Source organism: Pseudovibrio japonicus (assembly GCF_014651595.1).
Lineage (GTDB): Bacteria > Pseudomonadota > Alphaproteobacteria > Rhizobiales > Stappiaceae > Pseudovibrio > Pseudovibrio japonicus.
In genome coordinates, this window is the sequence record NZ_BMXE01000004.1 from 145,203 (window position 1) to 171,492 (window position 26,290).

Annotated in this window: 23 protein-coding genes; 10 read left to right on the forward strand and 13 right to left on the reverse strand. The window is 52.0% G+C overall.

Annotated elements, in window-relative coordinates; all coding sequences use genetic code 11:
• The first annotated feature begins 157 nt into the window (after positions 1-157).
• From IE076_RS12305 to IE076_RS12325, 5 genes are all read left to right on the forward strand, one after another.
• Positions 158-2,020, forward strand: coding sequence for an extracellular solute-binding protein (locus tag IE076_RS12305; protein WP_189437102.1), 1,863 nt, complete (start codon positions 158-160; stop codon positions 2,018-2,020).
• 115 nt (positions 2,021-2,135) lie between these two features.
• Complete coding sequence (locus tag IE076_RS12310) at positions 2,136-3,809, forward strand: class I adenylate-forming enzyme family protein (RefSeq protein ID WP_189437103.1); 1,674 nt, start codon at positions 2,136-2,138, stop codon at positions 3,807-3,809.
• An 8-nt stretch (positions 3,810-3,817) separates the two neighbouring features.
• On the forward strand, positions 3,818-5,059 hold the full coding sequence (locus IE076_RS12315) for a response regulator (RefSeq protein WP_189437104.1): 1,242 nt from the start codon (positions 3,818-3,820) through the stop codon (positions 5,057-5,059).
• 104 nt (positions 5,060-5,163) lie between these two features.
• A complete protein-coding gene (locus IE076_RS12320) occupies positions 5,164-5,820 on the forward strand; it encodes a DsbA family oxidoreductase (RefSeq protein WP_189437105.1) in 657 nt (218 codons plus the stop codon).
• Positions 5,821-5,895: 75 nt separating this feature from the next.
• The gene (locus IE076_RS12325) at positions 5,896-6,183 is read left to right on the forward strand and encodes a hypothetical protein (protein ID WP_189437106.1); all 288 of its coding nucleotides are present in this window, start codon (positions 5,896-5,898) and stop codon (positions 6,181-6,183) included.
• A gap of 89 nt (positions 6,184-6,272) precedes the next feature.
• Here IE076_RS12325 and eno read toward each other — a convergent pair whose 3' ends face one another.
• From eno to cysQ, 6 genes are all read right to left on the reverse strand, one after another.
• Complete coding sequence (gene eno, locus IE076_RS12330; protein ID WP_189437107.1) at positions 6,273-7,547, reverse strand: phosphopyruvate hydratase; 1,275 nt, start codon at positions 7,545-7,547, stop codon at positions 6,273-6,275.
• Positions 7,548-7,737: 190 nt separating this feature from the next.
• Positions 7,738-8,586 carry a 3-deoxy-8-phosphooctulonate synthase gene (gene kdsA, locus IE076_RS12335; protein ID WP_189437108.1) on the reverse strand — a complete coding sequence of 283 codons (849 nt, stop codon included), beginning with the start codon at positions 8,584-8,586 and terminating at the stop codon, positions 7,738-7,740.
• A gap of 126 nt (positions 8,587-8,712) precedes the next feature.
• Entirely contained in the window at positions 8,713-8,868 is a 156-nt protein-coding gene (locus tag IE076_RS12340; RefSeq protein WP_189437109.1) for a hypothetical protein, read from the reverse strand.
• A gap of 241 nt (positions 8,869-9,109) precedes the next feature.
• Positions 9,110-11,035, reverse strand: coding sequence for a sulfate adenylyltransferase subunit CysN (cysN, locus tag IE076_RS12345; RefSeq protein ID WP_189437110.1), 1,926 nt, complete (start codon positions 11,033-11,035; stop codon positions 9,110-9,112).
• Positions 11,035-11,943, reverse strand: a complete 909-nt coding sequence (cysD, locus tag IE076_RS12350; protein WP_189437111.1) for a sulfate adenylyltransferase subunit CysD — start codon at positions 11,941-11,943, stop codon at positions 11,035-11,037. The genes cysN and cysD overlap by 1 nt, the downstream gene beginning before the upstream one ends.
• Before the next feature lie 71 nt (positions 11,944-12,014).
• The gene (cysQ, locus tag IE076_RS12355) at positions 12,015-12,824 is read right to left on the reverse strand and encodes a 3'(2'),5'-bisphosphate nucleotidase CysQ (RefSeq protein ID WP_189437112.1); all 810 of its coding nucleotides are present in this window, start codon (positions 12,822-12,824) and stop codon (positions 12,015-12,017) included.
• Positions 12,825-13,085: 261 nt separating this feature from the next.
• Here cysQ and galU point away from each other — a divergent pair, with 261 nt between their 5' ends.
• The 3 genes from galU to IE076_RS12370 are packed head-to-tail and all read left to right on the forward strand — an operon-like array spanning position 13,086 to position 16,305.
• Positions 13,086-13,970, forward strand: coding sequence for a UTP--glucose-1-phosphate uridylyltransferase GalU (gene galU, locus IE076_RS12360; RefSeq protein ID WP_189437113.1), 885 nt, complete (start codon positions 13,086-13,088; stop codon positions 13,968-13,970).
• Between the two features lie 16 nt (positions 13,971-13,986).
• Positions 13,987-14,997, forward strand: a complete 1,011-nt coding sequence (locus IE076_RS12365) for an NAD-dependent epimerase (RefSeq protein ID WP_189437114.1) — start codon at positions 13,987-13,989, stop codon at positions 14,995-14,997.
• A 21-nt stretch (positions 14,998-15,018) separates the two neighbouring features.
• Positions 15,019-16,305, forward strand: coding sequence for a nucleotide sugar dehydrogenase (locus tag IE076_RS12370; RefSeq protein ID WP_189437115.1), 1,287 nt, complete (start codon positions 15,019-15,021; stop codon positions 16,303-16,305).
• 55 nt (positions 16,306-16,360) lie between these two features.
• Here IE076_RS12370 and tgt read toward each other — a convergent pair whose 3' ends face one another.
• From tgt to gyrA, 7 genes are all read right to left on the reverse strand, one after another.
• Positions 16,361-17,542, reverse strand: coding sequence for a tRNA guanosine(34) transglycosylase Tgt (tgt, locus tag IE076_RS12375; RefSeq protein ID WP_189437116.1), 1,182 nt, complete (start codon positions 17,540-17,542; stop codon positions 16,361-16,363).
• Complete coding sequence (gene queA, locus IE076_RS12380; protein WP_189437117.1) at positions 17,539-18,624, reverse strand: tRNA preQ1(34) S-adenosylmethionine ribosyltransferase-isomerase QueA; 1,086 nt, start codon at positions 18,622-18,624, stop codon at positions 17,539-17,541. The genes tgt and queA overlap by 4 nt, the downstream gene beginning before the upstream one ends.
• 274 nt (positions 18,625-18,898) lie before the next feature.
• Positions 18,899-19,360: a peptidylprolyl isomerase gene (locus tag IE076_RS12385; protein WP_189437428.1), complete on the reverse strand. Its 462-nt coding sequence runs from the start codon at positions 19,358-19,360 to the stop codon at positions 18,899-18,901.
• Between the two features lie 55 nt (positions 19,361-19,415).
• Positions 19,416-19,922 (reverse strand): peptidylprolyl isomerase, encoded by a 507-nt coding sequence (locus IE076_RS12390; RefSeq protein WP_189437429.1) that lies wholly within the window; start codon positions 19,920-19,922, stop codon positions 19,416-19,418.
• Between the two features lie 198 nt (positions 19,923-20,120).
• Positions 20,121-20,624 (reverse strand): pantetheine-phosphate adenylyltransferase, encoded by a 504-nt coding sequence (coaD, locus tag IE076_RS12395; protein ID WP_189437118.1) that lies wholly within the window; start codon positions 20,622-20,624, stop codon positions 20,121-20,123.
• Between the two features lie 217 nt (positions 20,625-20,841).
• Positions 20,842-21,249, reverse strand: coding sequence for a GNAT family N-acetyltransferase (locus tag IE076_RS12400; RefSeq protein ID WP_189437119.1), 408 nt, complete (start codon positions 21,247-21,249; stop codon positions 20,842-20,844).
• Between the two features lie 161 nt (positions 21,250-21,410).
• A complete protein-coding gene (gene gyrA, locus IE076_RS12405) occupies positions 21,411-24,212 on the reverse strand; it encodes a DNA gyrase subunit A (protein ID WP_189437120.1) in 2,802 nt (933 codons plus the stop codon).
• Positions 24,213-24,546: 334 nt separating this feature from the next.
• On the opposite strand from gyrA, the gene IE076_RS12410 reads away from it, so the two are divergent.
• Positions 24,547-25,179 carry a MarC family protein gene (locus IE076_RS12410; protein ID WP_189437121.1) on the forward strand — a complete coding sequence of 211 codons (633 nt, stop codon included), beginning with the start codon at positions 24,547-24,549 and terminating at the stop codon, positions 25,177-25,179.
• A gap of 111 nt (positions 25,180-25,290) precedes the next feature.
• Positions 25,291-26,223: a cation diffusion facilitator family transporter gene (locus IE076_RS12415; RefSeq protein ID WP_189437122.1), complete on the forward strand. Its 933-nt coding sequence runs from the start codon at positions 25,291-25,293 to the stop codon at positions 26,221-26,223.
• The last annotated feature ends 67 nt before the right edge of the window (positions 26,224-26,290 follow it).

A 26,290-nucleotide genomic window follows, 5' to 3' on the forward strand; every position in this document is an offset into this window, starting at 1 on the left:
TAATAAAATGCTACTTATGTACTCTTTAAACGGCTCCGAGCCATTTTTCCACCTATAGATTGGAGTGGTTTCGGCGCTTTTCCAACACCCTTTGTGCTGAATTTGCCTCAGAATCGTATTATTGCTAGTTTCTGCGAGTGCTCTAGGAGAAATTCGAATGAACAACTTCCGATCCTATGTGAATGGGATACATAATTTTGCGATGGGACTTGTTGTCGTTTCCAGTTTGACAACATTAGCTTACTCAACCGCTTTAGCTCAGGACACCGTGCCATGGAGCCATGGCATCGCAATGCATGGGGAACCTGCTCTGCCAGCAGATTACCCGTACCTGCCCTACGCAAATCCGGAAGCTCCTAAAGGCGGTCGTCTTTCTCTCGGCGTTCAAGGAACATTTGATAGTCTGAACTCCTTTGCCCTCCAAGGCGCGTGGACGTCAGCCCGCGGCATGAAAGAACGTCAGATGGGCTCTTACATTTTGGAGAGCCTACTTCTGCGCAGCAACGACGAACCATTCACATTATATGCGCACCTTGCAGAGGCTGTGCGCATGCCAGATGAGCGAAACTGGATCGAATTTCGTCTCAATCCGGCTGCGAAATTCTCCAATGGAGACCCGCTAACCGTCGAAGACGTTATCTTTTCTCTGCAAACCGTCCGCGATCATGGCCGACCCCCCTATGCAGGCTGGTATGGAAAAATCGTCGAGTTTGAAAAGACAGGTGAGCGCTCCGTGAAGCTGCACTTCGCGGATGGGAACGACCGCGAGCTGCCGCTGCTGATTGCGCTGGCACCGATTTTCAACAGCCAGACAACAAATGCTGACACCTTCGGCAATACCACACTGACCCCACTCGTCGGGACCGGTCCTTATACCTTCACCGATATCAACCCCGGTCGCCGCACCACCTACACACGCCGGGATGATTACTGGGCCAAAGACATGCCGCAGAAGATCGGCTTTGATAACTTCAACGAAGTTACTGTCGATTACTTCCGCGATTATAACGCTTTGCAGGAGGCCTTCCGCAAAGGCGACACCGAAGCTCTCATCTATTCCAATCCCAACCTTTGGGAAAGCGCAGGTAACTTCCCGGCGTTTGAAGAAGGCAAAGTTGTCAAAGACGTGTTTGAGCGCGGCACTCCGCCCAACATGACCGGAATTGCATTTAATACCCGTCGAGACATGTTTGCAGACAAGCGCGTGCGTCAGGCGCTCGGCATGCTGCTGGACTTTGATTGGATCAACCGAACCCTGTTCAATGGGTTGTATCAGCGCACTGATGGATACTGGGACAAGTCCATACTTTCCTCCATTGGCCGCCCCGCAAATGATCTGGAAAAAAAGCTTCTTGAACCATTCCCCAATGTGGTGACTGACGATGTCCTTACTGGTACTTGGCGCCCATCGGAAGCCGATGGTTCAGGAAGGGATCGCAAGGTCATGCGCGATGCACTGAACCTGTTCCAGCAGGCCGGTTACAATCTGGATCAGGGCAAGCTGGTACATGCTGAAACTGGCGAACCGTTTGCTTTTGAGATCCTCGTCCGTGAACAGGGCGAAGAAAAAGTCGCTCTCGCCCTGCAGCGCACCGCTAAGATGCTGGGCATCGAACTCGAGGTCCGTTATGTCGATGCCGCTCAGTTTGAAGAGCGCCGCGCCTCCTTTGAGTTCGACGCACTCTTCAACACCTGGTTTGCGTCACTATCTCCCGGAGGCGAGCAATATGCCCGCTGGTCCTCAGAGGCGGCAGATGTCAGAAACTCCAGAAACATCGTTGGCGCCAAAGAGCCAGCCATTGATGCTCTGATCAATGCCATGGTTGCAGCACGCAGCCAAGAGGAGTTCGTTGCCGCAGTCCGCGCCTTCGACCGCGTTCTGATCTCCGGCTTCTATGCAATTCCACTCTATCACGCGCCGGCAGAATGGGTCGCCCGCTGGACGGAAGTTGAACACCCTGCCAAGACACCGCTTTACGGCATGCAGTACGACAACTGGTGGGACGCACCTAAAGAGTAGATATACACTTAAAACTGGGCTGCGTTCTTGATGAAGGCAGCCCACCCAACAAAAGTGTCTCTCACCCAACGTGTCGAATCTCCATTTTTTCAGTCGCTTAGCGGACTTTCCTTAAATGATACTGTCAAATTCTGATGCCATTGCCAACCACAGCACAACCGGTGTCTGGGGCAACATCACCCTTGATATGCTGTTCCGCCGCGCGGCCCAAAAACATCCAGACCGTCTCGCATTAGTCGATGCACCCGACAGAGAAACATGGACAGGCGGCAAGCCCCGTTACCTGACATACGCAGAATCAGAACAGGAAATCAGCAAGATTGCCGGCTTCTTTGCTGCAGTCGGCATGGAGCCGGACCACATTCTGGGGCTTCAATCCCCCAATACGGTCGACAATGTCCTGTGCATCCTCGGCGCATTGCGGGCAGGCCTGATCGTTTCCCCCTTCCCGCTGCACTGGCGCCACTCAGAGATCCTCCGAGCGCTGCGCACCGTGGATGCCAAAGCGCTGATCACAGCCGATCGCATCGAAACACGCATGCTTGGGGAAGAGGCGCGCGATGCCGCAGCTGACTTCTTCTCGCTCCGTTTTGTCTTTGGTCTGGGAAACGACATTCCCGATGGCCTCATCGACATCGCCCCAATGATTGCCGAAAGCGGGGATTCGTTCCCTGAGCCGGTGGTTGAACGCGAAGGTGCACCAGCCAATCACATTGCAACGCTCACCTGGGTTCATTCCGGTAATGAGATCAGTCCAATCCCGCGCAGCCATAACCACTGGGTCTCCACGGGCCTTATGCCCTTTCTGGAGACAAGACTGGAGCCAGGTGCACGCATCCTGTTGCCCTACATCCTATGTGGAATTACCGGAATTGGGGCCGGTCTAGTCCCATGGTTACTGAGCGAAGGCACACTCCATCTCCATCATCCACATTCTTTATCCACATTGACGGATCACGCACGCTCCATTGAGGCAAATTATATTTTAACGCCTGGACCGCTTGCCTCCCACATTGATGGAGCCCTGCACGGCTGGAAGACAAACACCGTCGCCACATGGCCAATCACCTCTCCAAAGCCTGCAAAATATGAAGCCAAGAGTGTTGTGACCGACCTGCATGTACTCGATGAATATGCAGTGGTGGCTCACCTACGAGGTACCTCCGATGAGCCTGTGCCGCTAATCCCCGGCAACCAATTTGCACCGAGTACCTCCACCCATGGTCCGTGTCTGATTAACATTGATCCCCTTGAAATAAATGAGGGAATTTCGCAGAAGCAGCCAACTTCCGCAACCGGCTATCACCTCAAACTCAAGGGCGCTATGGTGCCCGATGCCGATTGGCCGTCCAGCGAACAAGTGCTGAGTTTCTTCAGCGAGGAACAAGGTGAACGTGGACTGATTACGCAAATCCCTGTTGGCCTACATAAAGTTACCGGAGCGATTCACAGCTTCGGAACACCTGGGCAAAGGGCGCCCGGATTGTTGGATCTGGAACGCCTCGACGAAATATACAGTGAATTCTCGGGGGTAAAAGAAGCGGCTGCTTTTCTGGTAGAAGATGAATTAATGGGTGCACGCCTTATGGTTGCAGTGGTACCGTCAGAAGGTCTTCTCGTTGATGTAGAGGCCTTTTACGCCTACCTCGACGCTTCACGCGTGAGCCTGACGATGATGCCGCATAGAATTCTGTCCCTACGCGCCTTGCCAATGACAGAAGATGGCAGCGTAGACCGACAGAAATTGACCAGACGCTCCCAGCCCAGACCGGTGGAAGCGGTCGCCTGAGAGGATAAATGGCCGATCATAGCCAACCGTTAGAGCTTGAAACGCACGACGCCAGCTGGGGCAAAATCCTGCTGATCGCTCCGGTGCATAATCATGTCTTTGATATGTTGGAGCCTTTGACCGTCCTGTCCGATCGTCTCGTTGCAGTCAGAACAAGCGACCAACTCATGCAAGAGCTGGAAGGCACAGGTGTTCTACCCATTTGTATTCTCTTGCCGTGGCAGGAAGACAATCCTCGCGAGCTGGACGAACTTACACAAACCATTAAACGCTTTCGAAAAGGCGCTGGTGTCGAAGTTCCTCTGCTTGTCATTACAAACGGCAGTGCCCCTGTCCCTCTGGAGTTGAAACCAAGCGGGACGGTGAGCGACGCGATTCCGCCAGATGTGCTGCTGCCACGCATTGCAGGTCTACGGCGCCTTGCCAACAGAGCCGAGGAAGCCCGCCTGCGGCGCGGTCTGTTTGGCCCTTTACCCGAATACAAAACTGAGTTTGGCCCTCTAAAGTCCGCCGGGCTGCTTGTTGCAGGATATGGCAAGCACTTCGGACGCACACAGGCACTTCTGGACCTGCCAGTCGAGATCGTAGGCGGCTTTTCCTCTGAGATGACCGAGGACTATCTGGCTGCACGCCGGTTTGAGGCTGTCCTGATTGACATGCCCGCATGGCAGGCCAGTGAAGAAATTGAACGTCTGCGCGCCGATCCCCGCTATTTCAACCTACCCATACTCGCTCACAGCATTGATGAGGAGTCTGCCCACCTGCTTTATTCAGCAGGAGCAACGGACGTGCTACTGGGCGACGTTTCTGACAAGGCCCTCACCGGCCACATTATCAGCGCATTGCGTGCGGGCCGTCGCCAACGCCTGACCGACGCAATCCTTACTGTATCCAGTCAATGGCTTGCACGCCAAGCAAACGACGACACGCTCTCCGAAGAGACCTACCGCAACTATCTATCGCTTTTAGAGGAATCCACCCAACGGCGCGGTGAATCCATTTACGAACTTAATCTGCTTGAACTCATAGAACGTTTCACAGGCAGCAATCCACAGGCCTTCGCACAACACCAAGTGTATTGGAGCGGTACAGTTCTTTCCATCGCCATGGCCGTTTGCCGCGACGAGGATTTTGTCGCCAATATCGAGGGCCGTGGCCCCGTTGCGGTCCTGCGCAGCAAAAAGGGTATGGAACAACTCTCCAACCGCGTGCTCGTCATGGTGCGCACCACCGGACTTGGCAACGGATAACCTCCTCTGGCTACTCACGAAACTGTGAGAGATTTCATAGAGAACTATCGGATACTAATGATAGGTTATAGAGCTATTGCATACACCCTTAACTGAGAAGCCAGATGTCTACTACCTCCCCAATTGTCATTGATGTGATCTCCGATGTGATGTGCCCTTGGTGCTTCATCGGCAAACGCCGACTGGAAAAAGCACTCATGATGCTGCCCGATAGCAGCGTCAAGGTTCAGTGGCATCCCTACCAGCTTGATGCGACCCTTCCCAAAGACGGTAAGGACCGCAAGCAATATCTGGAAGACAAATTTGGCGGGCCAGAGCGGGCAAAAGAGATCTACACTCATGTACGCAACACTGGAGCTGCAGAGAACATCGACTTTCAGTTTGAAGCAATCAAGAAAGCTCCAAACACAATCAACAGTCACCGGTTAATCCGCTGGGCACGCTCCGAAGACATGCAGGACGCGATGGTTGAGGAACTTTTCAAACTTTACTTCATCGAGGGCGCTGACCTGACCGACAAAAAGGTTCTTGTAGATGCAGCCGAACGCGCTGGCATCAACAGCAAATTAGTTTCAGACCTTCTGGATACGGATCAGGACGTCCAAGAAGTAGAAGCCGACGTGTTCCGTGCCCATGAAATTGGCGTAACCGGCGTTCCGTTCTTCATAATTGATGGCCGTTTTGCCGTGGCAGGAGCCGAAACGCCAGAAACACTGGCTGCCGCCATTCGTCACGCCGAAGAAACAAAAACTGGCGAATAGCCCTCGCAGCAAAAATGGTCGATACTCGATGAAACTTTAGGTATTTCCGTTTTGTTGATTATAGGGCCATTTGTAATGACCAAACGCAGAGTACTTCTCCTCCTGTTTTCCGCGCCAATCATCTTCTGGGTGCTTTCTGTCGTGACCGTATTGGCAGTCGGCGAGCTCGCAGGCTGTCAGATACACGAGGGCTTCGCCAACCCCTGCTCCCTGGCAGGCTATGATTTTGGAGAGGTGCTTTATTCTCTTGGGCTTTTTGCAGCTTGGGGTCTGCTGCTGGTCCCAATTTTATGGGGCTATATGATTGTCGGTTGGGGCGCCTATGAGATTACCGCCTACGCCTGTCGCCGCTTCAGAAAATAGCAGCTAGAACAGTTCAGCCCCCATACTTCGCACAAAAAAGCCGGCCCAACTGGACCGGCTTTCTTAACTTCAAGCAGATGCTGAAGGTTTTATCCGCGCAGGATAGAACGACCAGCAAACACGCCCTGAACACCCAGTTCTTCTTCGATACGAATAAGCTGGTTGTACTTAGCCATACGGTCGGAACGAGACAGGGAACCAGTTTTGATCTGACCACAGTTGAATGCAACTGCCAGGTCAGCAATGGTGTTGTCTTCTGTTTCACCGGAACGGTGGGACATAACAGAGGTGTAGTTTGCACGGTGTGCCATGTCGACAGCTTCCATGGTCTCGGTCAGGGAACCGATCTGGTTCACTTTCACGAGGATGGAGTTTGCAGTGTCGTTCTTGATGCCGCGAGCAAGACGCTCGGAGTTGGTCACGAACAAATCGTCACCAACCAGCTGACACTTGTTGCCGATTGCCTGGGTCAGAGACTTCCAGCCGTCCCAATCTTCTTCAGCCATACCGTCTTCGATCGAGAACACTGGGTATTTGGAAACCAGATCTTCAAGGTAGCGAACCATCTCATCAGAACCAAGGATTTTGCCTTCGCCCTTCAGGTTGTACTTGCCATCCTTGTAAAACTCGGTGGAAGCCGCATCAAATGCAAGCATCACGTCGTCACCTGGTGTGTAGCCAGCTTTTTCAATCGCGTTCAGAACAAAACCGATCGCTTCATCAGTAGAACCGATACCAGGAGCAAAACCGCCTTCATCACCAACGTTGGTGTTGTGGCCAGCAGCAGAAAGACCCTTTTTAAGGGTATGGAAGATTTCGCAGCCCATACGCACAGATTCACGCAGAGAGCTTGCGCCCACTGGCATGATCATGAATTCCTGGAAATCGATTGGGTTGTCAGCATGCTCACCACCGTTGATGATGTTCATCATCGGAACTGGCAACGTACGTGCACCAAAACCGCCAACATAACGGTAAAGTGGCATCGCAGCAGCTTCAGCAGCAGCTTTGGCAACAGCAAGGGAAACGCCTAGAATAGCGTTTGCACCAAGACGGCCTTTATTCTCGGTGCCGTCAAGGTCGATCATAGCACGGTCAACTTTGATCTGATCTTCAGCATCCATGCCGCCGATCGCATCAAAGATTTCACCGTTAACAGCTTCTACAGCGTCCTCAACACCTTTGCCAAGGTAACGCTCGCCGCCATCGCGGCGTTCAACAGCTTCAAATGCGCCAGTGGAGGCGCCGGACGGAACAGCAGCCCGACCGAAGGAGCCGTCTTCCAAAAGCACATCAACTTCAACAGTTGGGTTACCCCGGCTGTCGAGGATTTCGCGACCAATAATGTCGATGATAGCAGTCATCTAAGAGTACTCCAATGTACTTGTAGAGTTTGGATTTTTGGCTCAAAGAGCTTTTACCCGAGGTACTGTTCCCAAGGAAGAGAAGAGACCGCCCTCTTCTGTAAATCCTTGGGAATAAAGACATGTATTTTGTCGCACCTCTAAGTAAAAACGCAGTCTTTTGACACTTCCCCTAGGGTCTGTGAAATATCTAAAGCGTAAAGCGTCCGTTTTTTGCGATCCGGTCAAACTCCTGCAACCACAGCAGCAGATCTTTGAGTCGGTTAAGTGGGATCATGTTCGGACCATCAGAAGATGTCGTGTTGTCCGGGTCGTCATGCGTCTCCACGAACAGACCTGCAATACCAACAGCAACCGCTGCACGGGCAAGCGTCGCAACAAACTCACGCTGACCACCTGAAGAACCACCAAGGCCACCCGGCTGTTGCACTGAGTGTGTTGCATCAAACACAACAGGTGCGCCCATCGCCGCCATGATCGGCAACGCGCGCATGTCGGATACAAGCGTGTTGTAACCAAATGTTGCACCGCGTTCGCACAGCAAAACGTTCGAATTGCCACTCTCGACAACCTTGGTCATGACGTTCTTCATGTCCCACGGAGCGAGAAACTGACCTTTTTTCACATTCAACGTCCTGCCGGTTTTAGCAGCAGCCACAAGAAGGTCAGTCTGACGGCACAGGTAAGCAGGGATCTGCAGGATATCGCAGACTTCGGCAACCGGACCACAATGATTTGGTTCATGCACATCAGTGATGACCGGCAAACCATAGGTCTCTTTGATTTCCGCAAATACCTCTAGCCCCTTGGCCATGCCCATGCCACGGCTGGCAGACAGGCTTGTCCGGTTCGCCTTGTCGTAGCTCGCTTTAAACACCAAACCTATGTTCAGTTCCTCTGCAATTTCCTTGACAGCCTGAGCCATCTCCATGGCATGCGCACGGCTCTCCATCTGGCACGGACCAGCAATAAGAGAGAAGGGCTTATCATTTGAAAAAACAGCTTTTCCGACTGAAACTTCTGCATTTGGTTGAGACACGAAGAGATCTCCTTAAAGGCGTGAAAATAATCCAAAAGTTGATTAGGCCCTTCCCCCCGAAATTACAAGAGCTAGCTGAGCCAGAAATTCAAAACTCGCGATCCTCAGTCCACATGCGCGATAGTCTCAATCCAGCCAAAACAAATGGAGATATTGCTGTTTTTCCCCAACACCACCAAGTACAGCGTTGCCGCCGCTAACACCCATGCCATAAATCCTGTTGAATTTATCCGCATTTTGCAAAATGCCGTAAGCGCGTCCAAAAGAGCATAGTTGCAGCATGCGCTTCTAAAATTCCGGATAGACCTCATACATCTTCTCTATGCTCGCCTTACCCAATTATGCGGCGGTATCTCAAGATATCCTTGGCAGCAGATTTATATTAAGACTGCGTATTTTCTCAAAACCCATCAGTCCCCTTTCAGGCTCAAAGAGAGAATGCTCTCTCAAAACCTGCCCCAAAAGCCCAAGAGAAAAGCCGGAAACGAACGTTCCCGGCCTTTCTTAGTTCATTCAATCAGGTTCAGATGACCCAAGTACTATCTGAGCCGATAAACCCGTCTTCAAGCAGCCGATCCACAATCTCGTCTGCAAGAGAGTCAACGCTTCGTCCCTTGGTCTTCAAATGCAACTCTGGAGCTGCTGGAGCCTCATAGGCACTGTCGATCCCGGTAAAGTTAGAGATCGCCCCTTTGCGAGCCTTGGCATAAAGGCCTTTAGGATCACGTGACTCACACTCCTCAAGTGAGGTATCAACGAAGATCTCGAAGAACTCGCCCGGCTCAAGAAGATCACGCGCAAGCTGCCTCTCAGCCTCAAAGGGTGAGATGAATGATACAAGTGTAATCAATCCCGCATCAACAAACAGCTTGGACGTCTCCGCAACGCGTCGGATATTTTCAACACGATCAGCATCCGTAAAGCCAAGATCCTTGTTAAGACCGTGACGGATATTGTCGCCATCAAGCAGATAGGTGTGACGTCCCAGGCCAAGCAGTTTTTGTTCTACCGCATTGGCAATTGTTGATTTGCCGGAACCTGACAGGCCCGTAAACCATAGCACAGCAGGTGTCTGACCCTTCTGTCCACCGCGTGCCTTTTTGTTCACGTCCAACGCCTGACGATGCACGTTTGTGGCACGGCGCAGGCCAAACCAGATCATGCCAGCGGCAACAGTCTCATTGGTCATCCTGTCAATCAGAATGAAGCTGCCAGTATCCCGGTTCGCCTCATAAGGATCGAACGCAATAGATTCATTGAGGGCCAGATTACAAAACGCAATCTCGTTGAGAGAAAGCTGTTTTGCCGCGTGGTGATCAAACGTATTCACGTCAATCTTGTGTTTGATCTCTGTAACGCTGGCTCCGACTGTCTTGGTGCCGACTTTCAAGAGATACGGACGCCCCGGCAGCATGGCATTCTCAGACATCCAGATCACATGAGCCGCAAATTGATCACTCACATCAGGGCGGGAATGGACCGGAGCCAAGATATCGCCGCGAGAGATGTCGATTTCGTCAGCAAGTGTCAGCGTAACTGATTGTCCGTCATCAGCCCGCAACAGGTCACCATCCATGGTGACGATTTTCTCGATCTGACTGGTCTTACCAGATTGAGCGACAACAATTTCGTCACCAACCTTCACGGTCCCGCCGCGTACAGTGCCACTATAGCCACGGAAATCCAAATTTGGGCGGTTGACCCACTGAACCGGGAAGCGGAACGCAGACTCGCTGTGCTCGTGACCAACCTCCACCTCTTCAAGGTGCTCAAGCAAGGTTGGACCAGAGAACCAGCTCAGGTTCTCACTAGGGGCAGTCACATTGTCACCAAAGCGTGCAGAAAGCGGGATCACTTCACTACTGTCAAAATCAAAGCCGGAAGAAAAGCTCTCAAAATCAGCCTTGATCTCTTCAAATCGTTTCTGGTCATAGTCAACCAGATCAATCTTGTTAACGGCTAGAACCACATGACGCACACCCAGTAAGGAGGCGATAAAGGCGTGGCGCCGGGTCTGCGTCAGCAGTCCATTACGCACATCCACCAGCAAAATAGCAAGATCTGCGGTGGATGCACCTGTCGCCATGTTTCGCGTGTACTGTTCGTGACCCGGCGTATCGGCAACAATGAACTTCCGCTTTTCAGTGGAGAAAAAACGGTAAGCCACATCAATAGTGATGCCCTGCTCACGCTCTGCCTCCAGACCATCCACAAGAAGGGCCAGATCAATATCATCGGCAACAGTGCCATGTTTGCGACTGTCGTTTTCAAGCGCGGCAAGCTGATCTTCAAAAACTAGCTTGGTGTCATAGAGCAAACGGCCAATCAGCGTGGATTTACCGTCATCAACACTTCCGCAGGTCAAAAAACGAAGGAAACTCTTGGACTCTTGCGAACTAATATAGTCCGAAAGATCAAAGGCGCGTGCCACTGGCGCGATCTTATTCATTAGAAATACCCCTCACGCTTCTTCTTTTCTATAGAACCGGAACTATCATGATCAATCAGGCGACCACTGCGCTCGGATGTCCGTGCGATCAGCATTTCACTCACAATGTCTTCAAGAGTATCTGCATCAGATTCCACTGCACCTGTCAGGGGGTAACAGCCAAGAGTTCTGAATCGTACATTACGATGCTCAACCTTTTCCCCTGGTTCCAGGCGGAAACGGTCATCGTCAAGCACCAGAAGGCTTCCGTCACGCTCAACCACCGGGCGCTTGGCAGCAAAGTAAAGCGGCACAATTTCAATACCTTCAGCAAGAATGTACTGCCAGATATCCAGTTCGGTCCAATTGGAGAGCGGGAACGCACGAATAGACTCAGACTGTGCAATCCGGCCATTATAAAGTGACCACAATTCCGGGCGCTGGTTCTTCGGGTCCCAGCCATGACTGCTGGAACGGAAAGAAAACACACGTTCTTTTGCCCGTGACTTTTCTTCATCGCGCCGCGCACCGCCAAAAGCAGCATCAAATTTGTACTTTGTCAGCGCCTCCTTCAGCGCTTCGGTCTTCATGATGTGCGTGTAATTGGAGCTGCCGTGGTCAAACGGGTTGATGTCGTTTTTGACACCTTCTTCGTTCGTGTGAACGATCAGATCCAACCCATGTTTCTCGACCATGTGGTCACGAAAGGAGATCATCTCCTTGAACTTCCACGTGGTGTCCACATGCAAAAGTGGAAAAGGGGGTCTGGAAGGATAGAAGGCCTTAAGAGCAAGGTGCAGCATCACTGCGCTGTCTTTACCAATGGAGTAAAGCATTACAGGGTTATCAAACTCAGCTGCCACCTCGCGAATAATATGAATGCTCTCGTTTTCTAGTCGTCGCAAGTGCGAATGGCTATCAATGCCCATCACGGTCTCCAAAGGACGTATCGTTAAGTCTTGGGCCCGAGTTTAGCGCTTGAACTTCGACGCGCCGAAGCTTACCAACCCGACCTTAAGCCATAATGGGAAATAATTTTTTCGTCCGCGACTGCTAAAAAGCACGGATTTGCGAAAGGCTTGTCCAGAGGCGTTTTGAGCTTGCCATAGATAAGCGGCGCCCCGCCTTCCACGACAACAGCCCCACCTGCCGCACAAAGGATCGCCTGCCCGGCAGCTGTATCCCACTCCATGGTCGGTTCCAAACGCGGATAAAAATCAGCTTTGCCCTCTGCCAGACGGCAGAATTTCAAAGAAGAGCCTGCTGCGACAGTTGAAGAATTTTCTAACTTCGCGAGGAGAGCCTCGGTTCGCTCGCTGCGGTGGGACCGACTCGCAAGAACACGCAGTTCCTCAGATAAGACCGAGCAATTGATCTGAGCGACATTACCATATTCGAGACCGTTAGCGACAGCACGGTAGGCCCCCTGCCCAACCTCAGCCCAGAATAACTCACCAGTCACAGGAGCATAGATTACCCCTTTCACCGGTGCCCCGTCTTCGATAAGGGCGATATTGACGGTAAACTCTCCATTGCGGCTGATGAATTCTCGTGTTCCATCCAGAGGATCCACAAGAATGAAGCGCGAACCAATTTCGGGCATGGTCCCTGCGGCCATTGCTTCTTCTGCAATCACAGGCACATCTGCACAGAACTCTGCCAGATATTTCAGGACTATTTTTTCTGCCTCTTGATCCGCAATTGTAACCGGCGACCCATCTCCCTTGGCCACTGACTGGAAGCCTTCCTCGTAGATTGCTAGAATGCGCTGCCCGGCTTCCAGTGCCGCAAACTTAAAACCTTCAATCACAATTGTACCTCTGATCGCATTTTGTTCACATGAAAGAAACTTTTAATGCAGCATGTTCAGGAGAAACAAGAGGGCTTCACACTTTCGCGGTAATTGATTGCGAATGAACACCTCCGAAGAATAAGTAATCCAAATCTCGGGCAATCGAAGCATTATGTCCTAGGACAAATCCATTTAGTACCATTGACGAGCTGACACCACTCCCGCTAAGTCCTAGATAAATAACTATTTCGACCTCCTTGACCAAAGGAAATTTAATTAATGACACGTACGATACGCAAAGCCGTTCTTCCGGTTGCAGGGCTAGGCACCCGCTTCCTCCCTGCAACCAAGGCCGTTCCAAAAGAGATGTTGACCATATTGGACCGCCCTATCATCCAGTACGTGGTTGATGAAGCACGAGCAGCCGGAATCGAGCATTTGGTATTTGTAACCGGCAGAAACAAGCAGGTGATCGAAGATCACTTCGACATTGCTTATGAGCTGGAAGAAACTTTGCGCCGCAGAAATAAAAAGCATGCGCTTGAGCTTCTTGAAAAAATCCGCCCATCCGCAGGAACAACGAGCTTCACCCGCCAACAAGAACCGCTTGGCCTTGGCCATGCAATTTGGTGCGCGCGCGATATCATCGGAGATGAACCCTTCGCGATCTTGCTTCCCGACATGCTAATGAAAGCCCAAAAGGGGTGCCTTTCCCAGATGGTTGAAGCCTACGAAAACCATGGCGGCAACATTATCTCAGTGGAAGAAGTGCCGTGGGATCAAACACACAACTACGGTATCATTGAACGGGACACTCCGCGTGAAGATGAAACCTTCGCTATTACTGGTATGGTTGAGAAACCTGAACCCGGAAAAGCGCCAACCAACCTGTACATCAACGGGCGCTATATCCTGCAGCCTGAGATCTTCGACCTACTGGAAAAGCAAAGCACTGGCGCTGGTGGTGAGATCCAGCTGACCGATGCTATGCTCACACTGATGGACCAGCAAGCCTTCCACGGTGTGGAATTTCGTGGAGTAACTTACGATTGTGGTTCCCGTTCAGGCTTTTTGTCGGCAAATGTGGCTTATGCATTGGATGATTCAGAGCTTGCAGCCCAGCTCCGTCCAATGCTGGACCAGCTTCTTGTAAAAAACAGCTGACTTTTGGGAAAGTGAAATGGAAAAAGTACTTGTAACAGGCACCGCCGGCTTCATCGGCAACGCTGTCGCCCTTCGCCTGTTACAAGATGGCTCTCACGTCATCGGCTTAGACTGCGTCACTGACTATTATGATGTGACGTTGAAGGAAGAACGGCTAAAACGCCTCACAGCCTCCAATCATTTCACCGAAGAACGGATCAGACTTGAAGATTCCGAAGCTGTCATGCGCATCTTCAAGCAACACGCACCATCCAAGGTCATTCACTTGGCTGCTCAGGCAGGTGTGCGCTATTCCCTGGAAAATCCACAGTCTTATGTGGATGCAAATGTCAGCGGATTTCTATCCATTCTTGAAGGTGCGCGCGCTCACGCCGTAAAGCACCTAGTCTATGCCTCGACGAGCTCGGTCTATGGGCTGGACGAGACCATGCCGCTCTCAACCCATCGCGGTGGCAATCATCCAGTTTCCTTCTACGCAGCGACGAAAAAAGCCAATGAGGCCATGGCGCATTCCTATGCGCACCTCTTTGACATTCCCTGCACTGGCCTACGGTTCTTTACAGTCTACGGTCCTTGGGGACGTCCAGACATGGCCCTCTTCAAGTTCACCAAAGCCATTTTAGAGGGCCAGCCGGTTCCTCTCTTTAATCATGGCAATATGATCCGCGACTTCACTTATGTGGATGATATTGTGGAAGGCATTGTCCGTATCGCAAGTAAGCCACCGTCACGCTCACAAGATTGGGACGGCAAGATCTCTGACCCGGCCACATCCAGCGCACCATACCAGCTCTTCAACATCGGCAACAGTAATCCAGTCCAATTGATGGATTATCTTGCCGCCATTGAAGATGCTCTGGACATGACTGCGGAAAAAGAATACCTGCCGTTTCAGGCCGGAGATGTGGCCGCCACCTTTGCGGATGTTACGGACTTGATTGAAACCACAGGCTTCAAGCCGCAAACCTCCGTAAAGGAGGGGGTTGCAAACTTCGTCAATTGGTATCGGGATTACTACAATGTTTAGGAACCCCCAAGGTGTCGTTTTATGGAAGAAATCGTCTCAGTTGTCGGGCTTGGTTATGTAGGCCTGCCCGTAGCGTGCACACTCGCCAAAGCCGGCATCAAAACCATCGGTTATGATATCGATCGTCACCGGGTTCAGGAGCTGCTCGAGGGTAAGGACCGAACAGCCTCCGTCACGAAAGAAGACCTTTCCTCTCCAAATCTGACATTGACCTACTCCGCGCCCGACATCAGACAGGCGCGGATCCACATCGTCGCCGTTCCCACCCCCATTAACATCTCCAAGCGCCCCGATCTCGGCCCCCTGAAGAAAGCCTCAAAGATCGTTGGTGCCTTCATGAAACCCAACGATATCGTCGTCTTCGAATCCACGGTCTATCCAGGCGCGACGGAAGAAATCGCAGTGCCGCTATTGCAAAGGGAGTCCGGGCTAAGGTTCGCGAAAGACTTCCAGATCGGCTATTCGCCTGAACGCATCAATCCCGGAGACAAAAAACACACGCTCTCCAACCTGCTCAAAATCGTATCTGCAAGTTCTGAGGAGGCTCTGGAAACGCTGGCAGAGCTTTACGGCAAGATTGTCAAAGCGGGTATCTACAAGGCCCCTTCAATCAAAGTTGCCGAAGCTGCAAAGGTGATTGAAAACACACAGCGGGATTTAAACATCGCCCTCATGAACGAGCTTTCCATGCTGTTCCACGCCATGGATATTGACACCCGTGATGTTCTGGAAGGTGCCTCGACCAAGTGGAATTTCCTCCCCTTTTATCCTGGTCTGGTTGGCGGACACTGCATCGGGGTTGACCCCTACTATCTGACCGACAAGGCCCATCAGCTTGGCTTTTCACCTCAGGTGATCCTTGCCGGCAGAGGCACTAATGAAGGCATGAGCCGTTTCATTGCATCTGAAGTCATTCAGGGATGTGTAAAGCTGGCCCGCCCCATGCCTCCGCGTATTGCTGTTTTGGGCGTCACCTATAAGGCCGATGTACCCGATACCAGAAACTCAAAAGCGATTGACTTAATTAAGGAACTGGAGCGTTTTGGCGCCCGCATTTTCGCAGTCGACCCATTGGCCGATCCGCAACACACCAAAGAGCAGTTAGGCGTAGAGCTTTACCAGAAGGCCCCACCCGGAGACTGTGACGCGGTCATCCTTGCTGTTCCGCACCATTCATTCTTCGAAGAGGAAGACCCATGGAGTGTGATGGAACAATACTTGAGCGCAGAGAAGGTCTTTGTCGCTGACCTGCATGGCCTGCTGGAAAGGGAGAAAACACCCGAGCACGTGCTCCTCTGGCGCCTATAAAAAAGGCTTGGGCACGTACGCACCCAAGCCTCCAAAATTCTCAAAGGTCAGAAGCTTATGACCAGACGTAGGGCTCAATATCGCCGCGAGCCCAGTCTTCCTTGGTCTGCTGACGGAATTCCTCGAAGCGCCCTTCATCAATAGCATCGCGAATGCCCTGCATAAGGTACTGATAGTAGGCAAGATTGTTCCAGGTCAGCAACATGGCTGCCAACCCTTCATTCACACGCACCAGATGATGCAGGTAAGCGCGGGAATGCTGGGAGGTCGCCTCGCAATTGGATTCCTCATCCAGCGGACGTGGATCTTCAGCATGTCGCGCATTCTTCAAGTTTACCTTGCCAAAGCGCGTATAAGCCAAACCATGGCGACCGGCACGCGTTGGCATCACACAATCAAACTGGTCGATACCTCGTGCAACACTTTCCAGGATATCTTCTGGGGTGCCAACACCCATCAGGTAGCGTGGCTTGTCCTTCGGCATTGCTGGCGTAGTGACTTCCAGCATCTTCAGCATCACAGCCTGCGGTTCCCCCACAGCCAATCCGCCCACAGAGTAGCCTTCCATCGGAAGTTCACCAAGACGCTGGGCAGACTCAATGCGCAGATCCGGCACATCGCCACCCTGAACAATACCATAAAGGCCCTGCCCTTTTTCCGGCCCACCCATTCTCTCAAACTGAGCACGGGAGCGTTCCGCCCAACGAAGAGACAGCTGCATGGCACGTTCAACTTCATCGCGCTGGGCAGGTAGAGCAATGCACTCATCCAGCTGCATCTGAATATCGGAGCCAAGCAGGCCTTGAATCTCAACAGAACGTTCCGGGCTCATAAAATGCTTTGAGCCATCATGATGGGAGGAAAAGGTCACCCCTTCCTCCGTCATCTTGCGCAGACCAGACAAAGACATCACCTGAAACCCGCCAGAATCCGTCAAAATAGTGTGATCCCAACCCATGAACTTGTGTAGACCACCAAGCTTGGCAATGCGCTCAGCTGTCGGACGCAGCATCAGGTGGTAGGTGTTACCAAGCACAACATCAGCGCCCAGATCACGCACCTGCTGCGGATACATTGCTTTTACAGTTGCCTGCGTACCAACCGGCATGAACGCAGGTGTACGGACCTTGCCATGCGGTGTCGTAATCTCACCACGGCGCGCCATACCATCTGTTTTCAGCAGCTTGAAGGAAAATGGCTTGGTTGCCTGCTGTGTATCAATAGGTGTTTCGGTCATTTAGAAGCCTTCTTGAACAGCAAAGAACTGTCCCCATAACTGTAAAAACGGTAGCCAGAGCTGATGGCATGTTCATAAGCAGAGCGCATTTCATCGATCCCGCTCAGAGCACTCACAAGCATGAACAGCGTGGAGCGCGGCAGATGGAAGTTGGTCATCAGCGCATCAATGGCTTTGAATTGGTAGCCCGGTGTAATAAAGATATCCGTGCTCTGGGAGATCGGAGCAATCACACCATCCGCAGTAACTGCACTTTCCAAGATACGCAGTGATGTCGTCCCCACAGAAACAATCTTGTTTCCGCGCGCGCGCACCGCGTTAAGCGCTGCGGCCGTTTCCTCACTGATTTCACCATACTCATAGTGCATCTTGTGGTCTTCAGTGCGATCGGCCTTCACCGGCAAAAACGTGCCCGCCCCCACATGAAGCGTCACGAAGTGCTTCTCAACACCGCGCTCCTTGAGAGTATCAAACAGCCGATCGGTGAAATGCAACCCAGCTGTTGGCGCTGCGACCGCGCCATCATGTTTGGCGTAGATGGTCTGGTAATCCTTGCGGTCCTGATCATCTTCCGCCCGCTTGGCTGCGATGTATGGCGGCAAGGGAATGTGCCCCACTTGCGCGATAGCAGCATCCAGATCACCGGCAGAACGGTCAAACTCAAACAGAATATCGCCCGCCTCGGACTTTTCCGTCACAACGGCAGAAAGCTCCGCTGCCTCCTTGCTTTCTTCATCAAAAGCAAAGCGAACAGTATCGCCAACCTTCAGCTTTTTTGCCGGACGAACGAAAGCACGCCATTCTTTGGTGCTGGCCCTCTGGTGCAGCGTCACACCAACTTTTGCCGTCACACCATCACGTGTGCGAAAGCCGAGCAATTGAGCAGGAATTACTTTTGTGTCGTTGAAGACGAGCGCATCACCTGGCTCCAAAAGATCAGGCAGAGACAGCACCTGATCATCTGTCAGCAATTGCTCACCGTCTGGCTGCACCACCAACAAGCGTGAACTGTCACGCGGGACTGCCGGGCGGAGCGCAATGTTTTCCGGCGGCAGATCAAAATCGAAATCATCAACCAGCATAGGGTATCCAGCTATACAAAACAGCGCCTTAGCACCGCACACAATGTGGTCGCCATGAACGAGCTGTCTTATTGGAATTGTTGCCAAAAACGCCTTTGCTGAAAGGGCCTTGCTGTCACCTGTCCTGCAGCCAAACGCTTGAAGCAAGTGGGGGATACCCTCTGAAGCGTTTTAGGTCAACCTGTTTACGTTGGCGCAGTGTCCAATTGCATTGTCCAAACAAAAAGGCCCGGCAAACCGCCGGGCCCTCTTAAAAATCTCATTGCACCTGCAATTAAGCGTCAGCTGCAACCTTCAAAGATACGATCTTGTCCGGGTTGGAAACAGGCTCACCACGTTTGATCTTGTCAACGTTGTCCATACCTTCAACAACCTGACCCCAAACGGTGTACTGGCCGTCGAGCCAGGACGCATCGCCGAAGCAGATAAAGAACTGGCTGTCGCCGGAGTTTGGATCCATAGAGCGAGCCATGGAACAAGTGCCGCGAACGTGTTTCGCATCATTGAACTCAGCCTTCAGCTTCTTGCCGGAGCCGCCGGTACCTGTGCCCTGTGGGCAACCGGTCTGAGCCATGAAACCGTCGATCACACGGTGGAACACAATACCGTTGTAAAAGCCTTCGCGAACCAGCTCTTTAATGCGAGCAACGTGGTTCGGTGCCAGATCAGGACGCAGTTCAATAACAACGTCACCCTGAGTAGTTTCCAGCAGCAGTGTGTTTTCTGGATCTTTGATATCAGCCACGGGACTGTCCTTTATCTTTAAATAAGTCTGGATGCAGACATAGCCTTTACTTGGCGTCTGCCGCAACCTGCATTTTGATGATTTTGTCAGGGTTACGAACAGGTTCGCCCCGCTTAATCTTGTCTACAGCATCCATTCCGGAAACCACTTCACCAAATACGGTGTACTGACCATTCAGCCAGTCACCATCATTAAACATGATGAAGAACTGGGAGTTTGCACTGTTAGGGCTGCGCGAACGCGCCATGCCAAGTGTACCGCGCTTGAATGGTTCCTGAGAGAACTCAGCCTCAAGATCCGGCAGTTCGGACCCACCCATGCCAGTACCGGTTGGATCACCAGTCTGCGCCATGAAGCCGTCAATCACACGGTGGAAGACGATACCATCGTAAAAACCTTCGCGTGTCAGCTCCTTAATGCGCTTAACATGCTCAGGTGCAAGATCGGGACGCAGTGCGATTTCAACGCGCCCGTCTTTCAGGTCTAGATAAATCGTGTTTTCAAGGTCTTGAGCGCTGGCGGTAAATGGCATCATAAATGCGCCCAGAACCATCGCACATGCAGTCAGAATACGTAGCAAGTTGTCTGTCCTTGTCTTATGCAGGGCGTACCTCCCAAACCTCCAATAGGCTCTCAAAAAAGATACGCGTAAAAATCAATATTTGGCGTTGAAGCGTGATTGCAAATAAACGTGCCGCGCTAAAAAAGTCTAACTCTATCAAGTAGGCAGTCTTTTCTGTTGCGTTGTTTTTTAAACAATCCCAAAGCGCTTCTTGAGCGCATCCTCAACACACTTGGGGACAAATGAGCTGTAATCTCCCCCCATCTTCGCAATCTGGCGCACCAGTGTAGCCGTAATTGGGCGCATCACTGGTGAACTTGGGAAAAACACGGTTTTGATGTCAGGCGCCATCGCCCCGTTCATTCCCGCCATTTGCATTTCATAGTTCAGATCCGTCGAGTCACGAAGGCCGCGCACCAGAATGTTAGACCCGTGCTCCCGCGCCGCATCCACCACCAGCCCAGTAAAGGAAACAGTGCGAATACGCGCAGCACTTTCCACTCCAAACTGCTCTTCACAAGCAAGGCGGATCAGTTCAACGCGCTCTTCAAAGGAAAACAAAGGCGCCTTGGATGCCTGAACACCAATAGCCACAACTACTTCATCAGCCAAAACCAATGACTGCTCAAGAATGTCCAGATGGCCATGTGTCATAGGATCAAAAGACCCCGGATAAAGTGCAATACGCTTCATATAATCTCTCGCGTCACCAAATGCCTCTCCCCATAAGCATCAGTCATGACGCTTACCTCTCGGGCGTTTGCGCGATTGAACCCAGTATCGCTTTGAGTTTCAAGTTAATTCTGGCAAGCATACCCCGGCAATCTGTCGAAGAGATCGAAAGCATCCCCGAGATGCGAGAGGAAGCCGCCCGCAGGTTGCGTGTCGACCCGTGCTTTCAAAAAGGTAATTAGCGCAAAAATCGCGCCATTCCGACGGAATCCGGAGCTGTTTCCTCAAACCCGTACTTTTTATAGAGCTTGTTCGCAGGCACATCAGCAATAAGGCTCACATAGATCGGACGCTCTTTAATCCGATCAAGATAATCATTGAGTGCCGCCATGATTTTTTGCCCCAGACCTTTGCCTTGATGGTCTGGATCAACCGCAATATCCACCAACTGATAGAAGCAGCCTCCATCTCCGATGAGTCTGCCCATACCCACAACACGTCCGTCATTCACAACACAAACGCCAAAGATGGTAGCCGCTAAACCCTTGCGTGCACCCTCTTCAGAAAACCGGCTTAACCCGGCAACACGGCGCAACCGAAGATAGTCCTCGAGGTTTGGAGCCTCCTGCAGGATTTGGTAGGTCATTTCTACTTCCAGAAAAATTCGTTGAACAAGACATCAGAGATCCCGGAGACGCGATAGTTCGGGCTTTGGCATTTGAATAAGGCAGTGGCGCGATAAATTCTGGATGGGAACTTCGCACCCCTTAACACAAAAAAGGGAGCACGAGGCTCCCTTTCTCTTATTTACTCAGTGCCTGATGGCTCGCCGCCGTCACCCTCCGGTGCCGGAGCCTCGCCACTCTCAGAGGTAGTTTCAGTGGCATCTCCGCCGGCCTCGGCTACACCTTCTGCTTCCGCATTCTCGTCATCGTCAGCTTCGCTAATACGCTCCACTGCAACAACCTGCTCGTCTGCAGAGGTGTTAAACACAATCACACCCTGTGTCGAACGCCCAGCAATCCGGATGCCATTGACCGGACAGCGGATCAGCTGACCACCATCAGTCACCAGCATAATCTCATCGCTTGCTTCACTGCGGAAGGAAGCAACCAGACGGCCATTACGATTGTTCACAGTCATCGCCGCGATACCCTTACCACCACGGCCGGTGGTACGGTATTCGTAGGAGCTCGTGCGCTTGCCATAACCCTTTTCAGAAACGGTAAGAATGACTTCCTCACTCTCATCCATCTCTTTAAAGCGCTCTTCAGAGATGCCAGCCTCTTCGAAGGAGGTATCCCCGTTGACGTCTTCACCGCGCATAGCACGGGAAAGTTTCAGATATGCGGTTCGCTCTTCTGAATCACATTCGAAGTGACCCAAGATCGTCATGGAGATGACGTGATCACCCTCGGCAAGATTGATCCCCCGCACACCAACCGAGTTACGGCCAGAGAACACACGAACATCCGTTGACGGGAAGCGAATACACATACCCGCCGCAGTCGTCAGCAGAACATCATCATCTTCCGTTGAAGTCATCACGTTGACGATACCATCGCCCTCGTCCAACTTCATGGCGATCTTGCCGTTCTTGTTGATTTGCGCAAAGTCTGAAAGCTTGTTCCGGCGGATGGTGCCACGCTTGGTAGCAAACATCACATCCAACTCTGCCCAGGTCTCTTCGTTTTCAGGAAGTGGGAGGATAGAAGTGATACGTTCACCCTGCTCCAATGGCAGCATGTTAACCAGCGCATTCCCGCGTGCCTGCGGGCTCGCGAGCGGCAGACGCCAGACTTTCATCTTGTAGGCAATACCGCGGGACGAGAAGAACAGAACCGGCGTATGCGTATTGGCAACAAACAGACGTGTTACGAAATCCTCGTCCTTTGTCCGCATGCCAGAACGGCCCTTACCACCACGACGCTGCGCGCGGTATGTATCCAGAGGCACACGCTTGATGTAGCCGGTGTGAGACACGGTCACGACCATATCTTCACGCTGGATCAAGTCTTCATCATCCAGATCGCCGCCACCATCGGTGATTTCGGTCCGGCGCGGTGTCGCAAATTCATCACGAACTTCTTCCAGCTCAGTGCGAACGATCTCCAAGATACGCTCACGGCTACGCAGAATATCAAGGTAGTCTTTGATTTCAGTAGCAAGCTTATCAAGTTCATCGCCAATTTCATCGCGGCCCAGAGCCGTCAGACGCTGCAGACGAAGATCAAGAATAGCGCGGGCCTGATCTTCAGAAAGCTTGAAGGTCCCGTCTTCCTGAATGGCGTAACGCGGATCATCGATCAACTGAATAAGCGGCTCAATGTCTTTTGCCGGCCAGTTGCGTTCCATCAGCTGGCGACGCGCTGTCGCCGGGTCCGGAGCCGTCCGGATCAGATGGATAACATCATCAATGTTTGCAGTTGCAACAGCCAGACCAACCAGAACATGCGCACGATCGCGTGCTTTAGACAGCAGGAAGCGTGTACGGCGGCCAATAACCTCTTCACGGAACGCGATAAAGGCTTTGAGCATGTCCTTCAAGATAAGCTGCTCAGGGCGACCACCATTCAAGGCGACTACGTTACAGCCAAAGCTCTGCTGAAGCTGGGAGTAGCGATAGAGCTGATTCAGGATAACATCCGGAACAGCATCACGCTTCAACTCGATAACAACGCGCATGCCACGACGATCAGATTCATCGCGGATGTCAGAGATGCCCTCGATCCGCTTTTCACGAACAAGCTCTGCGATCTTCTCGATCATAGAGGACTTATTCACCTGATAAGGGATCTCAGTAACAATCAAAGCCATACGGCCTGAGCGAATTTCTTCAGTCTCAACCCGGCTGCGCATAAGAACGGAACCACGTCCGGTCTCATATGCTGACTTAATACCAGCGCGACCAAGAATGATACCACCGGTCGGGAAATCCGGACCCGGGATGATTTCCATCAGCTCTGGCAAAGTAATTTCAGGACGCTCGATCATTGCGATCGTGCCGTCAATCACCTCACCCATGTTATGTGGTGGAATGTTGGTCGCCATACCAACCGCGATACCACCGGCACCGTTTACCAGAAGGTTCGGATAACGTGCCGGGAGAACTTCAGGTTCTGTTTCAGAGCCATCGTAGTTCTCGTTAAAGTTCACGGTATCTTTATCGATATCCGACAGCTGCGTCTGGGCAACTTTTTCAAGGCGGCACTCGGTATAGCGCATCGCTGCTGCTCGATCGCCGTCGACGGAGCCAAAGTTACCTTGTCCGTTAATGAGCGGCAGGCGCATGGAAAAATCCTGCGCCATTCGAACAAGAGCATCGTAAATCGCACTATCACCATGAGGGTGATATTTACCCATCACGTCACCAACTACGCGGGCGGATTTACGGTAGGGCTTGTTCCACTCGTATCCGTTTTCATGCATGGAATACAGAATACGGCGGTGAACCGGCTTCAAACCATCACGAACATCGGGAAGCGCACGGCTCACGATCACGCTCATCGCATAATCGAGATAGCTGCGCTTCATTTCATCTGTGATAGAGACGGGCCGAATGTCGCTGGGTAGGCCACCTGGTGGTGTACTTAAGTCCTGATCTGCCAAGGATTATTCTCATCAATTTTAAGTCAGAATTCTTATTCGTTATAGCCGATTCAAACGGGAGAACCAAACGCCATAAGACCTCAAAAGACAGCTAATAACAACTACCTTACCTGAGGCTCTTATCCGCAGCTATTCATTAGAGCCTTATACGCAGTATCGTTGCTCAAAAGCATCGCTCAACTACATAAAAATACCACATCAGTTGCAGGTGGTGCAAAAAACTATCACACTCTTGCCAAATACAACATTGTCTGTTAGCGCCCATTCAACACCTGCAAAACTGCGAGTCAATATACCCGCAAGCAGAACCACCCCATTTACAAGGTAAAGCGCGATGCTCATTGAGTTCCTTATCAATGCATTTGCCATGCTGTTTGTCACGATTGATCCGATCGGTCTGGCACCCGTCTTTTTGGCCGTTACCGCCGGTGCCACCAGCACCGAGCGACGCCAGATTGCGACCAAAGCCGTGATCATCTCCGGCATAACGCTCATGGCATTCTTCTTCGCCGGACGTCAGCTTCTGAATGTTCTCGGCATTTCTCAAGCGGCATTCCAGGTTGCTGGCGGCCTTTTGCTCTTCATCATCGCGGTGGAGATGGTCTTCGAGCACCGCCAGAAACGTAAAGCTGAAAGCGCCGAGAAAGTAGTTGAGCAGGAAGACCTTTCACAGACAGCTGTCTTCCCGCTTGCAATTCCGCTCATTGCAGGTCCTGCGACAATCTCTGCAATCATTCTTCTTGCAGGCCAGGCACCTGGCGTTACCGGTCAGGTCGGCCTGATCGCAGTGCTCCTGTTTGTTCTGGTAATCAGCTTCTTCGTGTTTCTTCTGGCAACACGCATCGACAAGCTGCTCGGCTCAACGGTGCAGCTGATCATCACCCGCCTCTTCGGCGTGATCCTCGCAGCACTATCTGTTCAGTTCGTTGCAGACGGCATCTTCTCCCTGATCGAGATGCATTCCTGAAACCGGCATGTGCCCGCAGCATTTGTGGGCGCGCCACCTCCCATATGAGATAGAGCTTGCAGTCTCCTGCCCCCTTCGTAGAGTCTCCATTGTATTTTATGGAGGATTCGAATGGCTGCCCACGGCTCCAAAAAAGTAATTTTCGCCGCCCTTGCCGGCAACACACTCATTGCAATCACCAAATTTGCCGCCGCAGCCTACACCGGGTCCGCCGCCATGATGTCCGAAGGTATCCATTCCCTTGTCGACACCGGAAATCAGGGACTCCTGCTCCTTGGAATGAAACGCGCGGAAAAGCCTGCTGACAAAAAACACCCTTTTGGTTATGGCTCGGAAATTTACTTTTGGGCTTTCGTCGTTGCCATCATGATCTTCGCCGTTGGCGCAGGCATCTCACTTTATGAAGGCATCCAGAAGATCATTCACCCCCACCCAATCCAATCCGCAGCGATCGCCTACGTCGTCCTAGGTCTCGCTATCGTCTTTGAGGGCTGGGCCTGGACCGTCGCCTATAAAGAGTTCAAAAAAACAAAGGGCGCACGACCATTTTTAGCAGCTGTACGCGACAGCAAAGACCCAACTGTTTTCACAGTCCTGTTTGAAGACACCGCCGCAATGCTTGGCCTACTTGTTGCCCTTGCTGGCATCTACGGCGCACAAACCTTCGGCATTGTATGGCTGGACGGCGCAGCCTCCGTTGTCATCGGCCTCATTCTAGCAGGTACCGCGTTCGTGCTGGCACTGGAGACCAAAGGCCTACTCATCGGCGAAAGCGCCTCAGACGAGCTTGTTGCCTCCGTACGGGAGATCCTGCTGGCACCAGCAGCCGTCACTGGCGTCAACGAAATCCGAACGCTTCATATTGGCCCAAATGACGTCCTCCTAGCCGCCTCGCTGGACTTTGAAGATGCGCTCACTGCAGGTGCCGTCGAAGAAGTCATCTTCTCGCTGGAAGATACCATCAAACGCGCTCAGCCCCTGATCGGGCGCATATTCCTCGAAGTTCAGGCAGCAAAAAACCGCCAAATTATTGCGGGCAATTGATCCGGAATGCTTCTTTTTCATAGAGTTCAGTTTGCAAGCGCTCTATGAAGCATATCAAAATTGAGAG